We start from the raw sequence: 15,644 nt of genomic DNA on the forward strand, positions 1-15,644 counted from the left end.
CCGCTCAACCCGCCTCGACAACAACGGAGGCTTCGTAGGCGGTTGCCGAATACCCGTAGACCGTCGCCGGTTGAATCTCGACACCGCTGACCTGGGCCACCGCCTCTTCGATGCGGGTTGATAACACTTCGCCAGGCAGGATATAGGTGCGCGGCAATATCGCCGGGTGCCTCGACGGCAGCAGGTGCACCTCCAGCCCCATCCGGACCACGTAGGCACTGTCGTTATGAACCGTCAGCCGATTACCCCGCAGCTTCCACTTCAGCAACTTCCATGGCTCCTGATGCCGCGGCAAGCCCTGGGGATGCAGGATCAGCGGTAAGTCCTGTCGAATGGTCACTCCAATGGTCGAGCGCCCTTCGGCGCGCGCCTGCGGAATACCTTCAAAGGTGACACGCTTCAATCGCTGGGTCTTGAGCGGCTGCTTCAAGGTACTGATAAACCGCACAAGTTGTGTTTCGCCCGGTTCGACACGGGCGATAGGAGGCGTAACGATCAAGAGTGTCTCCGGATCTTCCGGGACGTTTTGAATGACTGTGTGAAGTAAAGCAGGGCCAGCGTCCGTATTTTTTACGTTGATCGTCGCTTCACCGTTCTCTTCATAAAGAATAACAACGGATGTTTCCGGCTCCATTCCATCCGCTCTTACACTGCCAGAAACTAAAAAATAAAGATTCGCACACCAGAACAGAGCATTAACTGTATTTAAAAGACGACTCATCGAACTCTACCCGCAACCAGATAACGCACCGTTGACAATCACGAAATACCTATACGCATATAAAGAGCCAGCACGAAGCCACGGTGCGCGACCGCCTGCTAAATGCTGGCCATGTTTATAGAGTTAGATTCGAGTTACTACCAAAGTGGCAGCTCCATTCAATTGAATATCCCTGCTGAGATCCAGTGCATCGCCGCGATTGATCACAGCCTTGACTACGAGAGTGCCGGTAACGGAAGAGACCGCGGCTGGAGTTGTGTTGTTATTACGGCTCCAGGAGTGCTGGTAAGGAGATTTTTCGACCTTGCCGTCACTGGTGCTCCAGGCACCGCCGGAGCTTGTCCTTCTAAGCGGGTACAGCGTAGCGCCGACAGTGGTCAAGGTGGCGAGCCTGATCGAATAGCCACCGGTATTCCTGGTTCCGACCGCGCCAAGGCCAAAGTTGTGGTTGTCGGTGAAGCCGGCTCCCAGGATCCCCCTTACGACACTGTTTGTTTGTGAGTCAGTAACGGACAGTGCCATCTGGGCAGCCGCCGCACCACAGTTGACGTTTAACGGCAGCGACTTTTCCGGCAGAGGATAGAAAGAGGTCAGCGGAATGCTCGACGCATTGATCGTACCGTAATCAACGGTGCCGCCTGTGGCGCCGAGGTTTACCGTGCATGCAGCTGGTTTAATGGTTCCGGTGACTCTCAGGTTTCCGGCACCACTTGTATTTGCTTGGGTACCCATGCTTACCGCCAGGCCAACGACAACTATTGCCAAACCAAATGTTCTGTTCATGTTCATCCTGTCACTGAAGTTCTCAGGTGCATGTGGTTCGCCGGGCTATTCCATGCCCAACTGCTATCAACCTTGATAGGCAAACTACAAATAGTTAACACCACGGCCTAATTGCCGAGTGACAGTCTCTCTCGTAAACACCCGAAGAAAGAATGAGACGACGCCTGAACTAGTGTCAGAGCGGTAAAAAAACAATGTCCCCTTAGATCATCCTTGCAGTAGTCCTGACTTAATTATCGACTGGAACAAATAACCCAGCCATGTAGGCATATTCAGGAAGCCTATTAAAGCTGGAGATTTCCGTTACTCCACTTGCCCTACGGAACAATCGCCAGGCGCATCAAGAATCGCCCTACATATCCTGCAGATTTTCCTCCAAGACACCGATGAGCGAATTCCGGAAGCACTACGCGTTGGCGTCAGCGGTTGATCGTGGCACGATGGCGAGGTTATCGACCGAGACCCCTTAACCATGCCGCAATCCCAAGCCAAGAATCTGTCCCTGATCGCCGCCATCGACCTGGGCTCCAACAGCTTTCACATGGTCGTGGCCAAGGCCCAGAACGGCGAAATCCGCATCCTTGAGCGGCTCGGCGAGAAAGTGCAACTGGCTGCCGGGATCGACGACGAGCGTCAGCTCAATGAAGAATCCATGCAGCGCGGGCTCGATTGCCTGAAGCGCTTTGCCCAACTGATCAACGGCATGCCCCCGGGCGCCGTGCGGATCGTCGGCACCAACGCCCTGCGCGAAGCCCGCAACCGGGGCGAGTTCATCCGCCGCGCCGAGGAGATCCTCGGGCACCCGGTAGAGGTCATCTCCGGCCGCGAGGAAGCGCGCCTGATCTACCTCGGCGTGTCCCACACCCTGGCCGACACTCCGGGCAAGCGCCTGGTGGCCGACATCGGCGGTGGCAGTACCGAATTCATTATTGGCCAGCGCTTCGAGCCGCTGCTGCGCGAAAGCCTGCAAATGGGCTGCGTCAGCTACACCCAGCGCTATTTCAAGGACGGCAAGATCACCCCGGCCCGCTACGCCCAGGCTTATACGGCGGCGCGGCTGGAGATCATGAGCATCGAGCACGCCCTGCACCGCCTGACCTGGGATGAGGCCATCGGTTCGTCCGGCACCATCCGCGCCATCGGCCTGGCCCTCAAGGCCGGCGGCCATGGCACTGGCGAGGTCAACGCCGAAGGCCTGGCCTGGCTCAAGCGCAAGCTGTTCAAGCTGGGGGATGCCGAGAAGATCGACTTCGAAGGCATCAAGCCTGATCGCCGCACCATTTTCCCGGCGGGCCTGGCGATTCTCGAAGCGATTTTCGACGCCCTTGAACTGCAACGCATGGACCACTGCGATGGCGCCCTGCGTGAAGGGGTGCTCTACGACCTGCTGGGCCGTCATCATCATGAAGACGTCCGTGAGCGCACCCTCAGCTCGTTGATGGAGCGTTACCACGTCGACCTGGAACAGGCGGCGCGGGTTGAACGCAAGGCGCTGCATGCTTTCGACCAGGTCGCAGCGGATTGGGACCTGGAAGACGGCGTGTGGCGTGAACTGCTGGGCTGGGCGGCCAAGGTCCATGAAGTGGGGCTGGACATCGCCCACTACCATTACCACAAGCACGGCGCCTACCTGATCGAGCACTCGGACCTGGCGGGTTTCTCCCGTGAAGACCAGCAGATGCTCGCGCTGCTGGTACGCGGCCACCGCCGCAACATCCCCCGGGACAAGTTTGCCGAGTTCGGTGCCGAGGGCATCAAGCTGATTCGCCTGTGCGCGCTGCTGCGGTTTGCGATCCTGTTCCACCACATCCGTGGTACCCAGGAAATGCCGCAAGTGGTCCTGCGGGCCAATGCCGACAGCCTGGACGTGGTATTCCCGAAGAACTGGCTTGATGAAAACCAGCTGACCCAGGCGGATTTCGCCCAGGAAGCCGAGTGGCTGACGCGGGTTGGGTTCACGCTGAACGTGCGCTGATATGAGTGAGTGACGCGGAGCGTCACAGGATGTATTCCCACGCAGAGCGTGGGAACAATCTAACGCCACAAAACAAATGTGGGAGCGGGCTTGCTCGCGAAGGCGGAGTGTCAGTCAACAGATTCATCGACTGATCCACCGCTTTCGCGAGCAAGCCCGCTCCCACATTTTTGACCGCGTCGGTTTTTAGTTCACCGTCAGAATCGGGCTGCCCAACTTCTCCAGCAATGTCGCCTGAGCGCTGCGCGGGTTCTGGTTGCCGGTCGGGGTGTTGCGCACGTAGCGCCCGTCCGACTGCAGGCTCCAGCTGTGGGTGTTATCGGTGAGATAACTCTCCAGCTCCTTCTTGACCCGCATGATCAGTTTCTTGCCTTCCACCGGGAAGCAGGTCTCCACGCGTTTGTCGAGGTTGCGCTCCATCCAGTCGGCACTGGAGAGGAACATCTGCTCCTCGCCGCCATTGAGGAAGTAGAACACCCGCGTGTGCTCCAGGAAGCGCCCGATGATCGAACGCACGTGGATGTTATGGGAGACCCCGGCGATGCCCGGCCGCAGGCAGCACATGCCACGCACCACCAAATCGATACGCACACCCGACTGGCTGGCCTTGTACAACGCGCGGATGATCTTCGGATCGGTCAGCGAGTTGAACTTGGCGATGATGTGCGCCGGCTTGCCTTCGAGGGCGAACTGGGTCTCGCGGGCAATCATGTCGAGCATGCCCTTCTTCAGGGTGAACGGCGCGTGCAGCAGTTTCTTCATGCGCAGGGTCTTGCCCATGCCGATCAACTGGCTGAACAGCTTGCCGACGTCTTCACACAACGCGTCGTCGGAGGTCAGGAGGCTGTAGTCGGTGTAGAGCTTGGCGTTGCCGGCGTGGTAGTTGCCGGTGCCCAAGTGGGCGTAGCGCACGATCTCACCGGCTTCGCGGCGCAGGATCAGCATCATCTTGGCGTGGGTCTTGAAGCCGACCACGCCGTAGATCACCACCGCGCCGGCCGCTTGCAGGCGGCTGGCCAGTTGCAGGTTGGATTCTTCATCGAACCGCGCCCGCAGTTCGATCACTGCCGTCACTTCCTTGCCGTTACGCGCGGCATCCACCAGCGCATCGACGATTTCGGAGTTGGCGCCGGAACGGTACAGGGTTTGGCGCACAGCCAGCACGTGCGGGTCCTTGGCGGCCTGGCGCAGCAGGTCGACCACCGGGGTGAAGGACTCGAACGGGTGCAGCAGCAGAATGTCCTGCTTGCTCACCACACTGAAGATGTTCTCGCTGTTTTGCAGCAGTTTCGGGATCTGCGGGGTGAACGGCGTGTATTGCAGCTCCGGGTGGCTGTCCAGGCCAGTAATGCTGAACAGGCGCGTCAGGTTCACCGGGCCATTGACCTGGTACAGCTCGGTCTCGCTCAGGTTGAACTGCTTGAGCAGGTAGTCGGACAGGTGTTTCGGGCAGGTGTCCGCCACTTCCAGGCGCACCGCATCACCGTAGCGACGGGAGAACAGCTCGCCGCGCAGGGCGCGGGCCAGGTCTTCGACGTCTTCGGAGTCCAGCGCCAGGTCGGCGTTACGGGTCAGGCGGAACTGGTAGCAGCCCTTGACCTTCATGCCCTGGAACAGGTCATCGGCGTGGGCGTGGATCATCGACGAAAGGAATACATAGTTATCGCCAGCGCCCCCCACCTCTTCCGGTACCTTGATGATCCGTGGCAACAGGCGCGGTGCCGGAATGATCGCAAGGCCCGAGTCGCGACCGAAGGCATCGATACCTTCCAGCTCGACGATGAAGTTCAGGCTCTTGTTCACCAGCAGCGGGAACGGGTGCGTCGGGTCGAGGCCGATGGGGGTGATGATCGGCGAGATTTCGTCGCGGAAGTAGCGGCGCACCCAGGTCTTGATCTTGGTGGTCCAGTGCCGGCGCCGGATGAAGCGCACGTGATGCTTTTCCAGTTCCGGCAGCAGGATGTCATTGAGGATCGCGTATTGGCGGTCCACGTGGCCGTGTACCAGCTCGCTGATGCGGGCCAGGGCCTGATGCGGTTGCAGGCCGTCGGCACCGGCTTGTTCACGGGCGAACGTGATCTGCTTCTTCAGGCCGGCGACACGGATCTCGAAGAACTCGTCCAGGTTGCTGGAGAAGATCAGCAGGAATTTCAACCGCTCCAGCAATGGGTAGGACTCATCCAGCGCCTGTTCCAGCACGCGGATGTTGAATTGCAGTTGTGACAGCTCGCGATGGATGTACAGGCTGCTGTCATCCAGGTTGGTAACCGCAACCACCGGTACCGGCGCGGCAGCGGGCGCTTCGGCCACCACGGCAGGCGGGGCCGGCTCCAGCTCCGGCGGGGTCTCGGTAGCTTGTTCGACCACCGGGTGAGCGTCTTTTACGGCAACTTCTGTGAGTCCTTCGGTATTCATCGAGTGTTCCTGTGAGGGCTAGTGTTGCTCTCTAAGCAATTGGGCGGCGCGGGCGGCGAAGTAAGTCAGGATGCCATCAGCACCCGCGCGTTTAAAGGCAGTCAGGGATTCAAGGATCACCCCTTCACTCAACCAACCATTCTGGATCGCGGCCATGTGCATGGCGTATTCACCGCTGACCTGATAGACAAAGGTCGGCACCTTGAATTCCTCTTTGACCCGATAAAGGATGTCGAGGTACGGCATCCCGGGCTTGACCATCACCATGTCGGCGCCTTCGGCCAGGTCCGCGGCCACTTCGTGCAGGGCTTCGTGGCTGTTGGCCGGGTCCATCTGGTACGAGGCCTTGTTGGCCTTACCCAGGTTCAGCGCCGAACCCACCGCATCGCGGAACGGGCCGTAATAGGCGCTGGCGTACTTGGCCGAGTAGGCCATGATGCGCACGTTGACGTGACCGGCCAGCTCCAGGGCTTCGCGAATCGCCTGGATGCGACCGTCCATCATGTCCGAGGGGGCCACCACCTGGGCGCCCGCTGCGGCGTGGGACAAGGCCTGTTTTACCAGCGCATCAACGGTGATGTCGTTCTGAACATAGCCTTCTTCGTCGAGAATGCCATCCTGCCCGTGGGTGGTGAACGGGTCCAGCGCCACATCGGTAATCACCCCCAGCTCCGGAAAGCGTTCACGCAAGGCGCGGGTGGCGCGCTGGGCGATGCCGTCGGGGTTCCAGGCTTCGGCGGCGTCCAGTGACTTCAGCCCAGACGGCGTGACCGGGAACAGCGCCAGCGCCGGAATCCCCAGTTCAACCCAGTTCGCGGCCTCTTCGAGCAGCAAATCAATGGTCAAGCGCTCCACGCCCGGCATCGACGCCACCGCTTCCCGACGACTTTCACCGTCCAGCACAAACACCGGCAGGATCAGATCATTCACCGTCAGCACGTTTTCACGCACCAGGCGCCGGGAAAAATCATCACGACGGTTGCGACGCAGACGAGTGGCGGGAAACAGGCGGTTGGCGGGGGTAAAGCTCACGGCAGACTCCTGAGCCCGGCTTGACGGGCGAGCGTGACAGTTATAAGCGGCCATTATGACGAAGGAATTACAGTTGTGGTTAGCTCATGCGCCGTAAGGCAACCGGCGTGCGACCTGTAGTCGCATTCGTCGTTTATGTAGGAATTGTTCACTTCGTGACACATCTCGATACTTTCATGAATGTTCACGAAGGCGTAGGCTGCGCGTTCATTTCGCCAGCACCCAGACCATGCTTCAACAATTTCTGCATGACTTCGGCTACTTTGCGCTGTTCCTAGGCACCTTCTTCGAAGGCGAAACCATCCTGGTTCTCGCAGGCTTCCTGGCGTTCCGTGGATACATGGATATCAACCTGGTGGTGGTCGTTGCCTTTTTCGGCAGCTACGCCGGCGACCAGTTGTGGTACTTCCTGGGACGCAAGCACGGCCGCAAACTGTTGGCGCGCAAGCCGCGCTGGCAACTGCTGGGCGACAAGGCCCTGGAGCATATCCGCAAGCACCCGGACATCTGGGTGCTGAGCTTCCGGTTTGTCTACGGTTTGCGCACGGTGATGCCGGTGGCCATTGGTTTGTCGGGCTACCCGCCGGGTCGCTACCTGTTGCTCAACGGGATTGGCGCCGCCGTGTGGGCCGCTGCGCTGGGCGCTGCGGCTTACCATTTCGGCGCGGTACTGGAAGGCATGCTGGGCAGCGTCAAGAAGTACGAGCTGTGGGTGCTGGGCGCACTGCTGGTGCTGGGCCTGGGCTTGTGGATTCGCCGGCGCGTCAAGAACGCCCGCCTGACCCGCGAAGCCTGTGCCGCCGAGAAGGTTCGCCTGGCGGCCGGCGAACCTGAAAAAGCCGAAAAGCCTACGACGCCAGTCGAGTAAGCCGGTCTCTGCAACAGTAGAGGCCGATGCCGCTGAGCAAGCTGTAACTGACCAGGCCCAGCCAGCCCAACGCGCTGGCCGGCCACAGCCCCACCAGCGGCGCCAGCCACACCAAAGGCACATTCAGTGCCAGGCGCACCAGCTCAGCCTTCAACGCCCACGGGCGATTCTCCAGCGCCACCCCCAGGGTAAACAACCCCAATGCCATCGCGCTCCAGCCCAACACCAGGGCAGCGGTCGGCAAGCCCTCGCCGAAATTCATCAGGTAGCTGCCAAAACCCACGTACGCGGCAAACTGCAGCGCGATGTAAATCTGTTGGCGCCCATCCAGCGGCACCTCGAACTTGCGGAACTGGCTCAAGTCCGGCTTGGCCATCGGGTACTTTGCCGCCACATCCGCCGGGCGCCAACCGGTGCGCATGAACCAGATCCGCAGCTTGTCCCACCCACTTTCGGTGCGCCGTGCATCACTCCACAGCTGCGCATAAAACTGCAGGTTGGCCCATAGCGGGTTCCAACTGGCCAAGGGCGTGGTCACGCCAAAGATTACCGGCTCGTTATCGTCTTCTTCCTGGAAGGAGCCAAACAGGCGGTCCCAAATAATGAACACCCCGCCGTAGTTGCGATCCATGTAGAGAGCGTTCTGTGCATGGTGGGCCCGATGATTGGATGGCGTGACGAAGAACCACTCGTACCAGCCGAGCTTCGGCACATGCCGCGTATGCACCCAGAATTGATACAGCAGGTTGAGGGACGCCACGCTGATAAACACCACCAGCGGCACGCCCAACACGGCCAGCGGCAAGTAGAAGATCCAGCTCAGCAGGAAGCCGGTGCTGGTCTGGCGCAAGGCGGTGCTGAGGTTGTAGTCCTCGCTCTGGTGATGCACCGAGTGCGCGGCCCAGAGGATGTTGCGCTCATGGCCCATGCGATGCAGCCAGTAGTAGCAGAAGTCATAGAACACAAAGGCGAACACCCAGGTCCAGACGCTTTGGGCCGACAGCTCAATGATCGCCAGGTGCTTGAGGGCGAAGGCATAGGTGAGGATGCCCACCCCTTTGGTCAGCAGTCCTGTGGTGGTGGACAGCACGCCGGTGCTGAGGCTGTTGATGGCGTCGGCCACCCGGTAGTTGCGTTGGCCGCGCCGGTAGTCGGCCAGCAGCTCGACCACGATCAAGGCAATGAAAAACGGTACCGCGTAAGGGACGAAGTCCATGGGCAAGTCCGGTCAATTATTGTTACATCTAGAGTAGGTGTAGCGGCTGGATATCCCATTGGCAATGAGTGACAAATGAGTAGACATTTAACGCCATGAATCAGGAGAAATGCCCATGAGCAAAAAGATTGCAGTGATCCTTTCCGGCTGTGGCGTGTACGACGGGGCTGAGGTTCATGAAAGCGTGATCACCCTGCTGCGCCTGGACCAGCGCGGCGCCGAGGTGCAGTGTTTTGCGCCGAACATTGCCCAGTTGCATGTGATCAACCACCTGACGGGGGAGGAGATGCCCGAGTCGCGCAATGTGCTGGTGGAGTCGGCGCGCATTGCCCGTGGCGAGGTGAAGGACATTCGTGAGGCCAACGCCGAGGATTTCGACGCACTGATCGTGCCCGGGGGGTTTGGCGCGGCGAAGAACCTGTCGAACTTTGCCGTGGAAGGCGCCGGGTGCAGCGTCAACCCGCAGGTGCTGGAACTGGCCGAGGCGTTTGCCGAAGCGGGCAAGCCCGTCGGGCTGATCTGCATCTCGCCGGCGCTGGCAGCGAAGATCTATGGCCCAGGCGTGACCTGCACCATCGGCAATGACGCCGACACCGCAGCCGCCATGGACAAGATGGGCGCCACCCACCAGGAATGCGCGGTCGACGACATCGTCGAAGACAAGGCGCGCAAGCTGGTGAGTACCCCGGCCTACATGCTGGGCAAACGCATCAGCGAAGTGGCGTCAGGCATCAACAAGCTGGTGGACCGGGTGCTGGAACTCACCCACGAGAACGATTAGGCCTTCATCAGCCGGGTCAGAATCCGATCCAGCGAATTGGCAAACGCCTGCTTGTCCTTGTCCCCATGGGGCGGCGGGCCACCGCCCATCTGCCCCTGCTCCCGCAGATCGGTGAACAGGTTACGCACCGCCAGCCGCTCGCTCATGTTCTGCGGGCTGAACTCCTTGCCTCGTGGGTCGAGCGCAGCCACGCCATTCTTCACCAAGCGGTCGGCCAACGGCACATCGCTGCAGATCACCAGGTCACCGGGCACGGCGTGCTCCACCAGGTAGTCATCGGCCGCGTCCGGGCCGCTGGGCACCACGATCAACTTCACGCACGAGAAGCTCGGCTTGATCTGGCTCTGCCCGGCCACCAGCACCACTTCGAACTGGCGCTTGAGGGCGAACTTCACCACCTGATCCTTGGCCGCCCGGGGGCAGGCGTCTGCATCGATCCACACGCGCATGGTTAAGCCACCACCCGGCGCTTTTCAGCGAGCCGGCTGCGACCGTACAGCACCACAATCGCCAGGATCGCCACAGCCTGGGCGCTCAGGGAATAGGCATCGGCGTGAATGCCCAGCCAGTCGAAGTCAAAGAACGCGACCGGCCGGGTGCCGAAGATCCCGGCTTCCTGCAACGCCTTGACGCCATGCCCGGCGAATACCACCGACAGCGCGCACAGCAACGCCGCGTTTATGCCGAAGAACAGCGCCAGCGGCAGTTTCGCCGAGCCCCGCAGAATCACCCAGGCCAGGCCCACCAACAGCACCAGCGCCGTGGCGCCACCGGCCAATACCGCGTTGTGCCCGGCAGGGCCGGCCTGCAACCACAGGGTTTCGTAGAACAGGATCACTTCGAACAGCTCGCGGTACACCGAGAAGAACGCCAGCATCGCAAAACCGAAGCGCCCGCCACCGCCCACCAGGCTGCTCTTGATGTAGTCCTGCCAGGCGGCCGCGTGACGGCGGTCGTGCATCCACACCCCGAGCCACAGCACCATCACGCTGGCAAACAGCGCCGTGCAGCCTTCCAGCAACTCGCGCTGGGCGCCGCTGACGTCGATCACATAAGCCGCTAACGCCCACGTCGCCAAGCCGGCCAACAGCGCCAGGCCCCAGCCGACGTTGACGCTGCGCACCGCCGATTGCTGGCCGGTGTTACGCAGGAACGCGAGAATCGCCGCCAGCACCAGGATCGCTTCCAGGCCTTCGCGCAGCAGGATCAACAAACCGGAGATGTAGCTCAGGGACCAGCTCAAGCCATCGCTGCCCAGCAGGCCGGCGGACTCGGTGAGCTTGCCCTTGGCCACATCCAGGCGCTGCTGCACTTGCTCGATCGGCAAGCCGTCCTGCAATGACTGCCGGTAGGCCATCAGGGCCTTTTCGGTGTCCTTGCGCACGTTGGCATCAACGTTATCGAGGGAGCTTTCAACCAGCTCGAAACCTTCCAGGTAGGCGGCTACCGACAGGTCGTAGGCCTGCTCGTGCTCGCCATTGCGGAACGCGGCGAGGCTTTTGTCGAGGGTGGCCGCGGTGTAATCAAGCAACTGCGCCGGGCCACGCTTGACCTGCGGCGGTTGGGCGCGCTGGGCGCGGAAGGTGGCAACTGCGCCGGGACCTTCGGCAGCCAGCACTTCGTTGGGGGTCTGGCGCGAGAGGTCGGCGAGGTTGAAGGACTTTTCACTGTTCGCGGCAGCCGGGTCGGCGGTGAAGCCGGCGATATAGGTCGCCAGGTCCCAGCGCTGGCGGTCGTCCAGTTGATCGGCAAACGACGGCATGTCGGTGCCTTCCACGCCCAGACCCAGGGTGTTGTAGATCGCGTAGAGGCTCAAGCGATCGAGGCGTGCAGCGTCCCGCAGGTTGGCGGGCGGCGGCGTCATGCCCACGCTTGCGGGGCCATCGCCGGCGCCTGTAGCGCCGTGGCACACCGAGCAGTTCTGCGCGTACAGCGGCGCACCGCGCGTCGGATCGGGGGTAATGGCCGGGGCCTGGCTGACTTCATAGGCCACTGCCAACTTGGCGCCCAATTGCCGGGCCTGGTGCGCAACCACCGCGCCGTCCTGATGGGCCGTTACGGCGGCCAGCAGTTCATCCACGCCTTTGATCAGTTCGGCGCGCTCGGGCTTTACCGGCAGATCGGCCACAAGCCCCTGCAACACCCCGAGAAACTCTACCTGTTCACGGTATTCGGAATCATCGATAACCTTGCCCGCCTCCACCGTCGGCGGGTAGTCCGCACCGATGTAATCCAGTAAATGCAGGGCCTGCGGGGCGCCCTCGGCAGTCGCAGCCAGCAGGTTGAAGCTGCACGACATCAACGCCGGCAGCACCAGCCAGGCAAGAAAACGGAAGGGGGCAATCATGAATGAATCTCAAAGGGAAATACGAAGTAACACATTGTCAAACCTTAAGGGGTTTGACTCAAGGCGTTAGTGATTCGGGGAAAGGGATAACGACACTGAGGTAGTGGCATCCGAGCTAAAAATCGGATCCAAAAGGCCATTGTTTTGCCAGTAATGCAGCTTATAATGCCGCGCCTTCGTTATTTCGAAATGGCATTTCAGCTCCTCTTTTTATGAGGAATTGGCTGGATCGCAACGCGTTCCTGCCATTGGTGATTCGGCCCGACCAGCACATTCGGCCGATTACGTTCAGGGAAGAAGCTCTTCGATGGCATCTCGCGCCTTTACCTCGCTCGCGCTCGCGGCAGTGACCTTGCTGTCCGGTTGTTCGATGTTTCGCAGCTACGACACCGAGCTGCAAGCCACCAATCAGCAGTTGGCCACCGGCAACGTCGACGCCGCGCTGACCCTGCTTGAGAAGAACAACACCGGCGACGACAAGGACCTTCTCTACTACTTCGAAAAGGGTGAGTTGCTGCGCGCCAAGGGCGACCTGACCGGCAGCCAGGTCGCCTGGCGCAGCGCCGACCTGCAAGTCTACAAGTGGGAAGAGTCGGTCAAGTTCGACACCGACAAGTACCTCGCGCAGTTCGGCGCCTTCCTGGTCAATGACAAGGTCCGCCGCTACGAAGGCTACGACTACGAAAAGGTCATGCTGACCACCCAGATGGCCCTCAACCTGCTGGCGCTGAATGACTTCGACGGTGCCCGCACCGAGATCAAGAAGACCCACGAACGCGAAGCGGTGATTGCCGACCTGCGGGACAAGGAATACCTCAAGAGCGAAAACGAGGCCGAGCGCCAGGGCATCGCGACCCAGTTCAAGGACCTGCGCGGCTACCCGGTGGAGAGCCTCAACGCCCCTGAAGTGGTAGGCCTGAAGAACAGCTACCAGAGCGCTTTCAGCCACTACCTGGCCGGCTTCGTCTACGAAGCCCTGGGCGAAAAAGACCTGGCCGCACCGGGTTATCGCAAGGCCGCCGAACTGCGCCCCAACACACCGCTGCTGGAACAGGCCCTGCTCGACCTGGACAAATCCAAGGTCGGTGCGGACGAGACTGACGTGCTGATCGTGGTGCAAAGCGGCCTGGCGCCGGCCCGCGACTCGATTCGCCTGCCGTTGCCGATCCCCATCGACGGCCACCTGGTGATCACGCCACTCTCGTTCCCGGTGATCAAGCCCGACACCTCGACCGCGCCCTTCGCCCAGATCGGTGTCGACGGCCGGCAACAGAACCTCACTGCCCTCAACAGCACCACCGCCATGTCCCGCCGCGCCCTGCGGGATGACATGCCGGGGATCATCCTGCGCACCACCGTGCGCGCCGTCACTCGCGGCATCACCCAGAACAACCTGAACAAGACCAACCCGATGGCAGGCCTGGTACTCGGTATTGCCTCGGCCGTCACCGAAGGCGCCGACACCCGCACCTGGCGCACCCTGCCGGACATGACCCAGGTGACACGCCTGCGCCTCAAGCACGGCGAGCACCAGGTCAGCCTGCCCAACGCCCTGGGCGGCACGCTGGTGACGGTCAAGGCCGATCAGCGCTACCAGGTGATCACCCTGCGCGTGGTCGGCAACCAGGTCTTCGCCGGCGGTCTTGCAGCCCACGTGGTGCAGAACAATCCGCCCCAGGCCGTCGCCACTCTCAAACAACCTTAAGGAGCACGCTATGCGTCATTTCATCCTCGGCGCCCTGGCGCTGATCCTGCTGGCCGGTTGCGCCACCCCGCCACCGCCGGAACCCGGAAGCGCCGCGAGCAAGATCGTGGTGATGGGCAAGTTCAAGGGCATCGCCGTCGGCGCCATCCGGGTCGCCCGGGAAAACGGCTTCCTGACCGCCAAGGTGCAGTTGAGCAACATCACCAGCAGCAACCAGATGATGTATTACCGCTTCGCCTGGCTGGGTGCCGACGGTTTCCCGGTGGGTGATGAAGAGACCTGGAAGGTGCTGAACCTCTACGCAAACCAGGCGACCTTCCTGCCGGCCATCGCCAACCTGCCCCAGGCTGCCGACTTCCGCCTTGAAGTGAAGACGCCTTGATCCACCCACTCATTCAGTTTCAGAGAGACATCCCCATGTTTGCACGCTTCTCGTTCCTCGCCGTGGTGGCCGTCCTGGCCAGCGGCTGCGCCAACACCTCGCCAGTCCTGGGCGGTAAAAACATCAGCTACGGCGACAGCAAGGCCGTGGAACTGGTGACCAACGAGTTCGGCTCCACCGACCTGCAGATGATCGCCGAAAGCATGACCCGCTCCCTGGCCCAGTCCGGCATCCTGCAAGGCCGCCCGGTGGTGCAGGTGTATGACGTGAAGAACAAGACCAGCGAGTACATCGATACCCGCGAGATCACCACGTCGATCAAGACCCAGCTGATGAAGACCGGCACCGCCCGCTTCGCTAGCGACAACACTGACATGCAAAGCCAGGTCGACCAGCTGAAGCTGCAGAACCAGAGCGGCTTGTACAAGAAGTCGACCGTCAGCAAGACCGGCAACATGGTCGCCGCCAAGTACCGCCTGGAAGGCTCCATCAGCTCCATCGTCAAGCGCAGCTCGGACTACAAGGACGTGTTCTACAAGTTCAGCCTGCAACTGGTCGACGTCGAAAGCGGCCTGGCCGAATGGATGGACGAAAAAGAAATCCGCAAGACCACGGAGCGCTAAGCAATGCGTGCATGGATCGGCATGATCGGCCTGCTGTGCGCCTTTGGCGCCTCGGCCGCACCGAAGATCGCGGTAACCGACCTGGCCTACGAGGCTCGCGTGGAGGAATACATCCACCAGGTCGCGGCCAGCAACAATTTCCAGGCCAGCGCCTACAACGCCAGCGGCGGCTCGAGCTACAGCGAGTATGAAAGCCGTACCAGCTACATCGAGCAGACCGAGCTGCGCAAGTTCAGCGGCGACATCAAGGGGGAAATCCTCAAGTCGCGGCAGTTCCAGCTGGTGCAGGGCACGCCTTACACCGCGGACGCCAAGGGCGATGTGTATGACGTGATCAAGCGGATCAAGGCCGGTAACTTCAAGGGTGCGGACTACGTGCTGTTCGGCACCTTGTCGGATATCGACTTCACCCAGGACGTCAACGCGCTGGACCACACCAACAGCTACTCGGCGGTGCTGGGCCTGACGCTGGTGGCGGATTTCAGCCTGATCAACACCCGCACCTTTGAGATCACCTCGGCGTTTACCGCCATGGGCGAAGGCCAGGACACCAAGCTGGTGAACAACCGTGACGTGCGCGTGAGCCTGAACCGGCCTCGCGTGGTGCGGGAAGTGTCGAAGGCGTTGGGCGAGGATGTGGCGCGGCAGTTGGCCGAACAACTCGGCGGTGGTTATCAGGAAGCACCTGGACAGCCAGCACTGCGCAATAACCTGCCACGGGATGAAGCGCCGAAGATCCTGCGCTGAACGAAAATCCCGCTACCGACATAAAACCAATGTGGGAGCGGGCTTGCTC

Annotated in this window: 14 protein-coding genes; 7 read left to right on the forward strand and 7 right to left on the reverse strand. The window is 61.1% G+C overall.

The genetic code is table 11. From position 1 onward, the window contains the following. Positions 1–4 precede the first annotated feature (4 nt). The gene (locus V6607_RS31640; RefSeq protein WP_207241471.1) at positions 5–721 is read right to left on the reverse strand and encodes a fimbria/pilus chaperone family protein; all 717 of its coding nucleotides are present in this window, start codon (positions 719–721) and stop codon (positions 5–7) included. Between the two features lie 123 nt (positions 722–844). Beyond that, the gene (locus V6607_RS31645) at positions 845–1,504 is read right to left on the reverse strand and encodes a DUF1120 domain-containing protein (RefSeq protein ID WP_134327513.1); all 660 of its coding nucleotides are present in this window, start codon (positions 1,502–1,504) and stop codon (positions 845–847) included. Between the two features lie 472 nt (positions 1,505–1,976). Here V6607_RS31645 and ppx point away from each other — a divergent pair, with 472 nt between their 5' ends. After that, positions 1,977–3,479, forward strand: coding sequence for an exopolyphosphatase (ppx, locus tag V6607_RS31650; protein WP_003214007.1), 1,503 nt, complete (start codon positions 1,977–1,979; stop codon positions 3,477–3,479). A gap of 186 nt (positions 3,480–3,665) precedes the next feature. Here the strand turns inward: ppx and ppk1 are convergent, their stop codons facing one another. Beyond that, positions 3,666–5,894, reverse strand: coding sequence for a polyphosphate kinase 1 (gene ppk1, locus V6607_RS31655; protein WP_003214009.1), 2,229 nt, complete (start codon positions 5,892–5,894; stop codon positions 3,666–3,668). A gap of 18 nt (positions 5,895–5,912) precedes the next feature. Then, positions 5,913–6,926 carry a porphobilinogen synthase gene (gene hemB, locus V6607_RS31660; protein WP_134327514.1) on the reverse strand — a complete coding sequence of 338 codons (1,014 nt, stop codon included), beginning with the start codon at positions 6,924–6,926 and terminating at the stop codon, positions 5,913–5,915. A 229-nt stretch (positions 6,927–7,155) separates the two neighbouring features. Here hemB and V6607_RS31665 point away from each other — a divergent pair, with 229 nt between their 5' ends. Beyond that, positions 7,156–7,794, forward strand: a complete 639-nt coding sequence (locus V6607_RS31665; protein WP_003214015.1) for a DedA family protein — start codon at positions 7,156–7,158, stop codon at positions 7,792–7,794. On the opposite strand, the gene V6607_RS31670 is transcribed toward V6607_RS31665, so the two are convergent. Beyond that, positions 7,775–9,010 (reverse strand): sterol desaturase family protein, encoded by a 1,236-nt coding sequence (locus tag V6607_RS31670; protein WP_003214017.1) that lies wholly within the window; start codon positions 9,008–9,010, stop codon positions 7,775–7,777. The genes V6607_RS31665 and V6607_RS31670 overlap by 20 nt on opposite strands. Positions 9,011–9,125: 115 nt before the next feature. Here V6607_RS31670 and elbB point away from each other — a divergent pair, with 115 nt between their 5' ends. After that, complete coding sequence (elbB, locus tag V6607_RS31675; protein ID WP_003214018.1) at positions 9,126–9,791, forward strand: isoprenoid biosynthesis glyoxalase ElbB; 666 nt, start codon at positions 9,126–9,128, stop codon at positions 9,789–9,791. Here elbB and V6607_RS31680 read toward each other — a convergent pair. Together V6607_RS31680 and V6607_RS31685 are read right to left on the reverse strand one after the other, a co-directional pair. Further along, on the reverse strand, positions 9,788–10,240 hold the full coding sequence (locus V6607_RS31680; RefSeq protein WP_003214020.1) for a YaiI/YqxD family protein: 453 nt from the start codon (positions 10,238–10,240) through the stop codon (positions 9,788–9,790). The two genes, elbB and V6607_RS31680, sit on opposite strands and share 4 nt — an antisense overlap. 2 nt (positions 10,241–10,242) lie before the next feature. Then, entirely contained in the window at positions 10,243–12,138 is a 1,896-nt protein-coding gene (locus V6607_RS31685) for a cytochrome c/FTR1 family iron permease (protein ID WP_134327515.1), read from the reverse strand. A gap of 307 nt (positions 12,139–12,445) precedes the next feature. On the opposite strand from V6607_RS31685, the gene V6607_RS31690 reads away from it, so the two are divergent. From V6607_RS31690 to V6607_RS31705, 4 genes are read left to right on the forward strand one after another with little or no spacing between them, the layout of a single operon-like run. Then, positions 12,446–13,843: a hypothetical protein gene (locus tag V6607_RS31690; RefSeq protein WP_003214023.1), complete on the forward strand. Its 1,398-nt coding sequence runs from the start codon at positions 12,446–12,448 to the stop codon at positions 13,841–13,843. Positions 13,844–13,853: 10 nt separating this feature from the next. Beyond that, positions 13,854–14,225, forward strand: coding sequence for a YcfL family protein (locus V6607_RS31695; protein ID WP_003214024.1), 372 nt, complete (start codon positions 13,854–13,856; stop codon positions 14,223–14,225). Positions 14,226–14,260: 35 nt separating this feature from the next. After that, positions 14,261–14,848 carry a penicillin-binding protein activator LpoB gene (lpoB, locus tag V6607_RS31700; protein WP_003214026.1) on the forward strand — a complete coding sequence of 196 codons (588 nt, stop codon included), beginning with the start codon at positions 14,261–14,263 and terminating at the stop codon, positions 14,846–14,848. A gap of 3 nt (positions 14,849–14,851) precedes the next feature. Next, entirely contained in the window at positions 14,852–15,595 is a 744-nt protein-coding gene (locus V6607_RS31705) for a penicillin-binding protein activator LpoB (protein ID WP_134327516.1), read from the forward strand. The last annotated feature ends 49 nt before the right edge of the window (positions 15,596–15,644 follow it).

Origin of the sequence: Pseudomonas sp. KK18 (assembly GCF_037094675.1) — a bacterium.
Taxonomy (GTDB): Bacteria; Pseudomonadota; Gammaproteobacteria; order Pseudomonadales; family Pseudomonadaceae; genus Aquipseudomonas.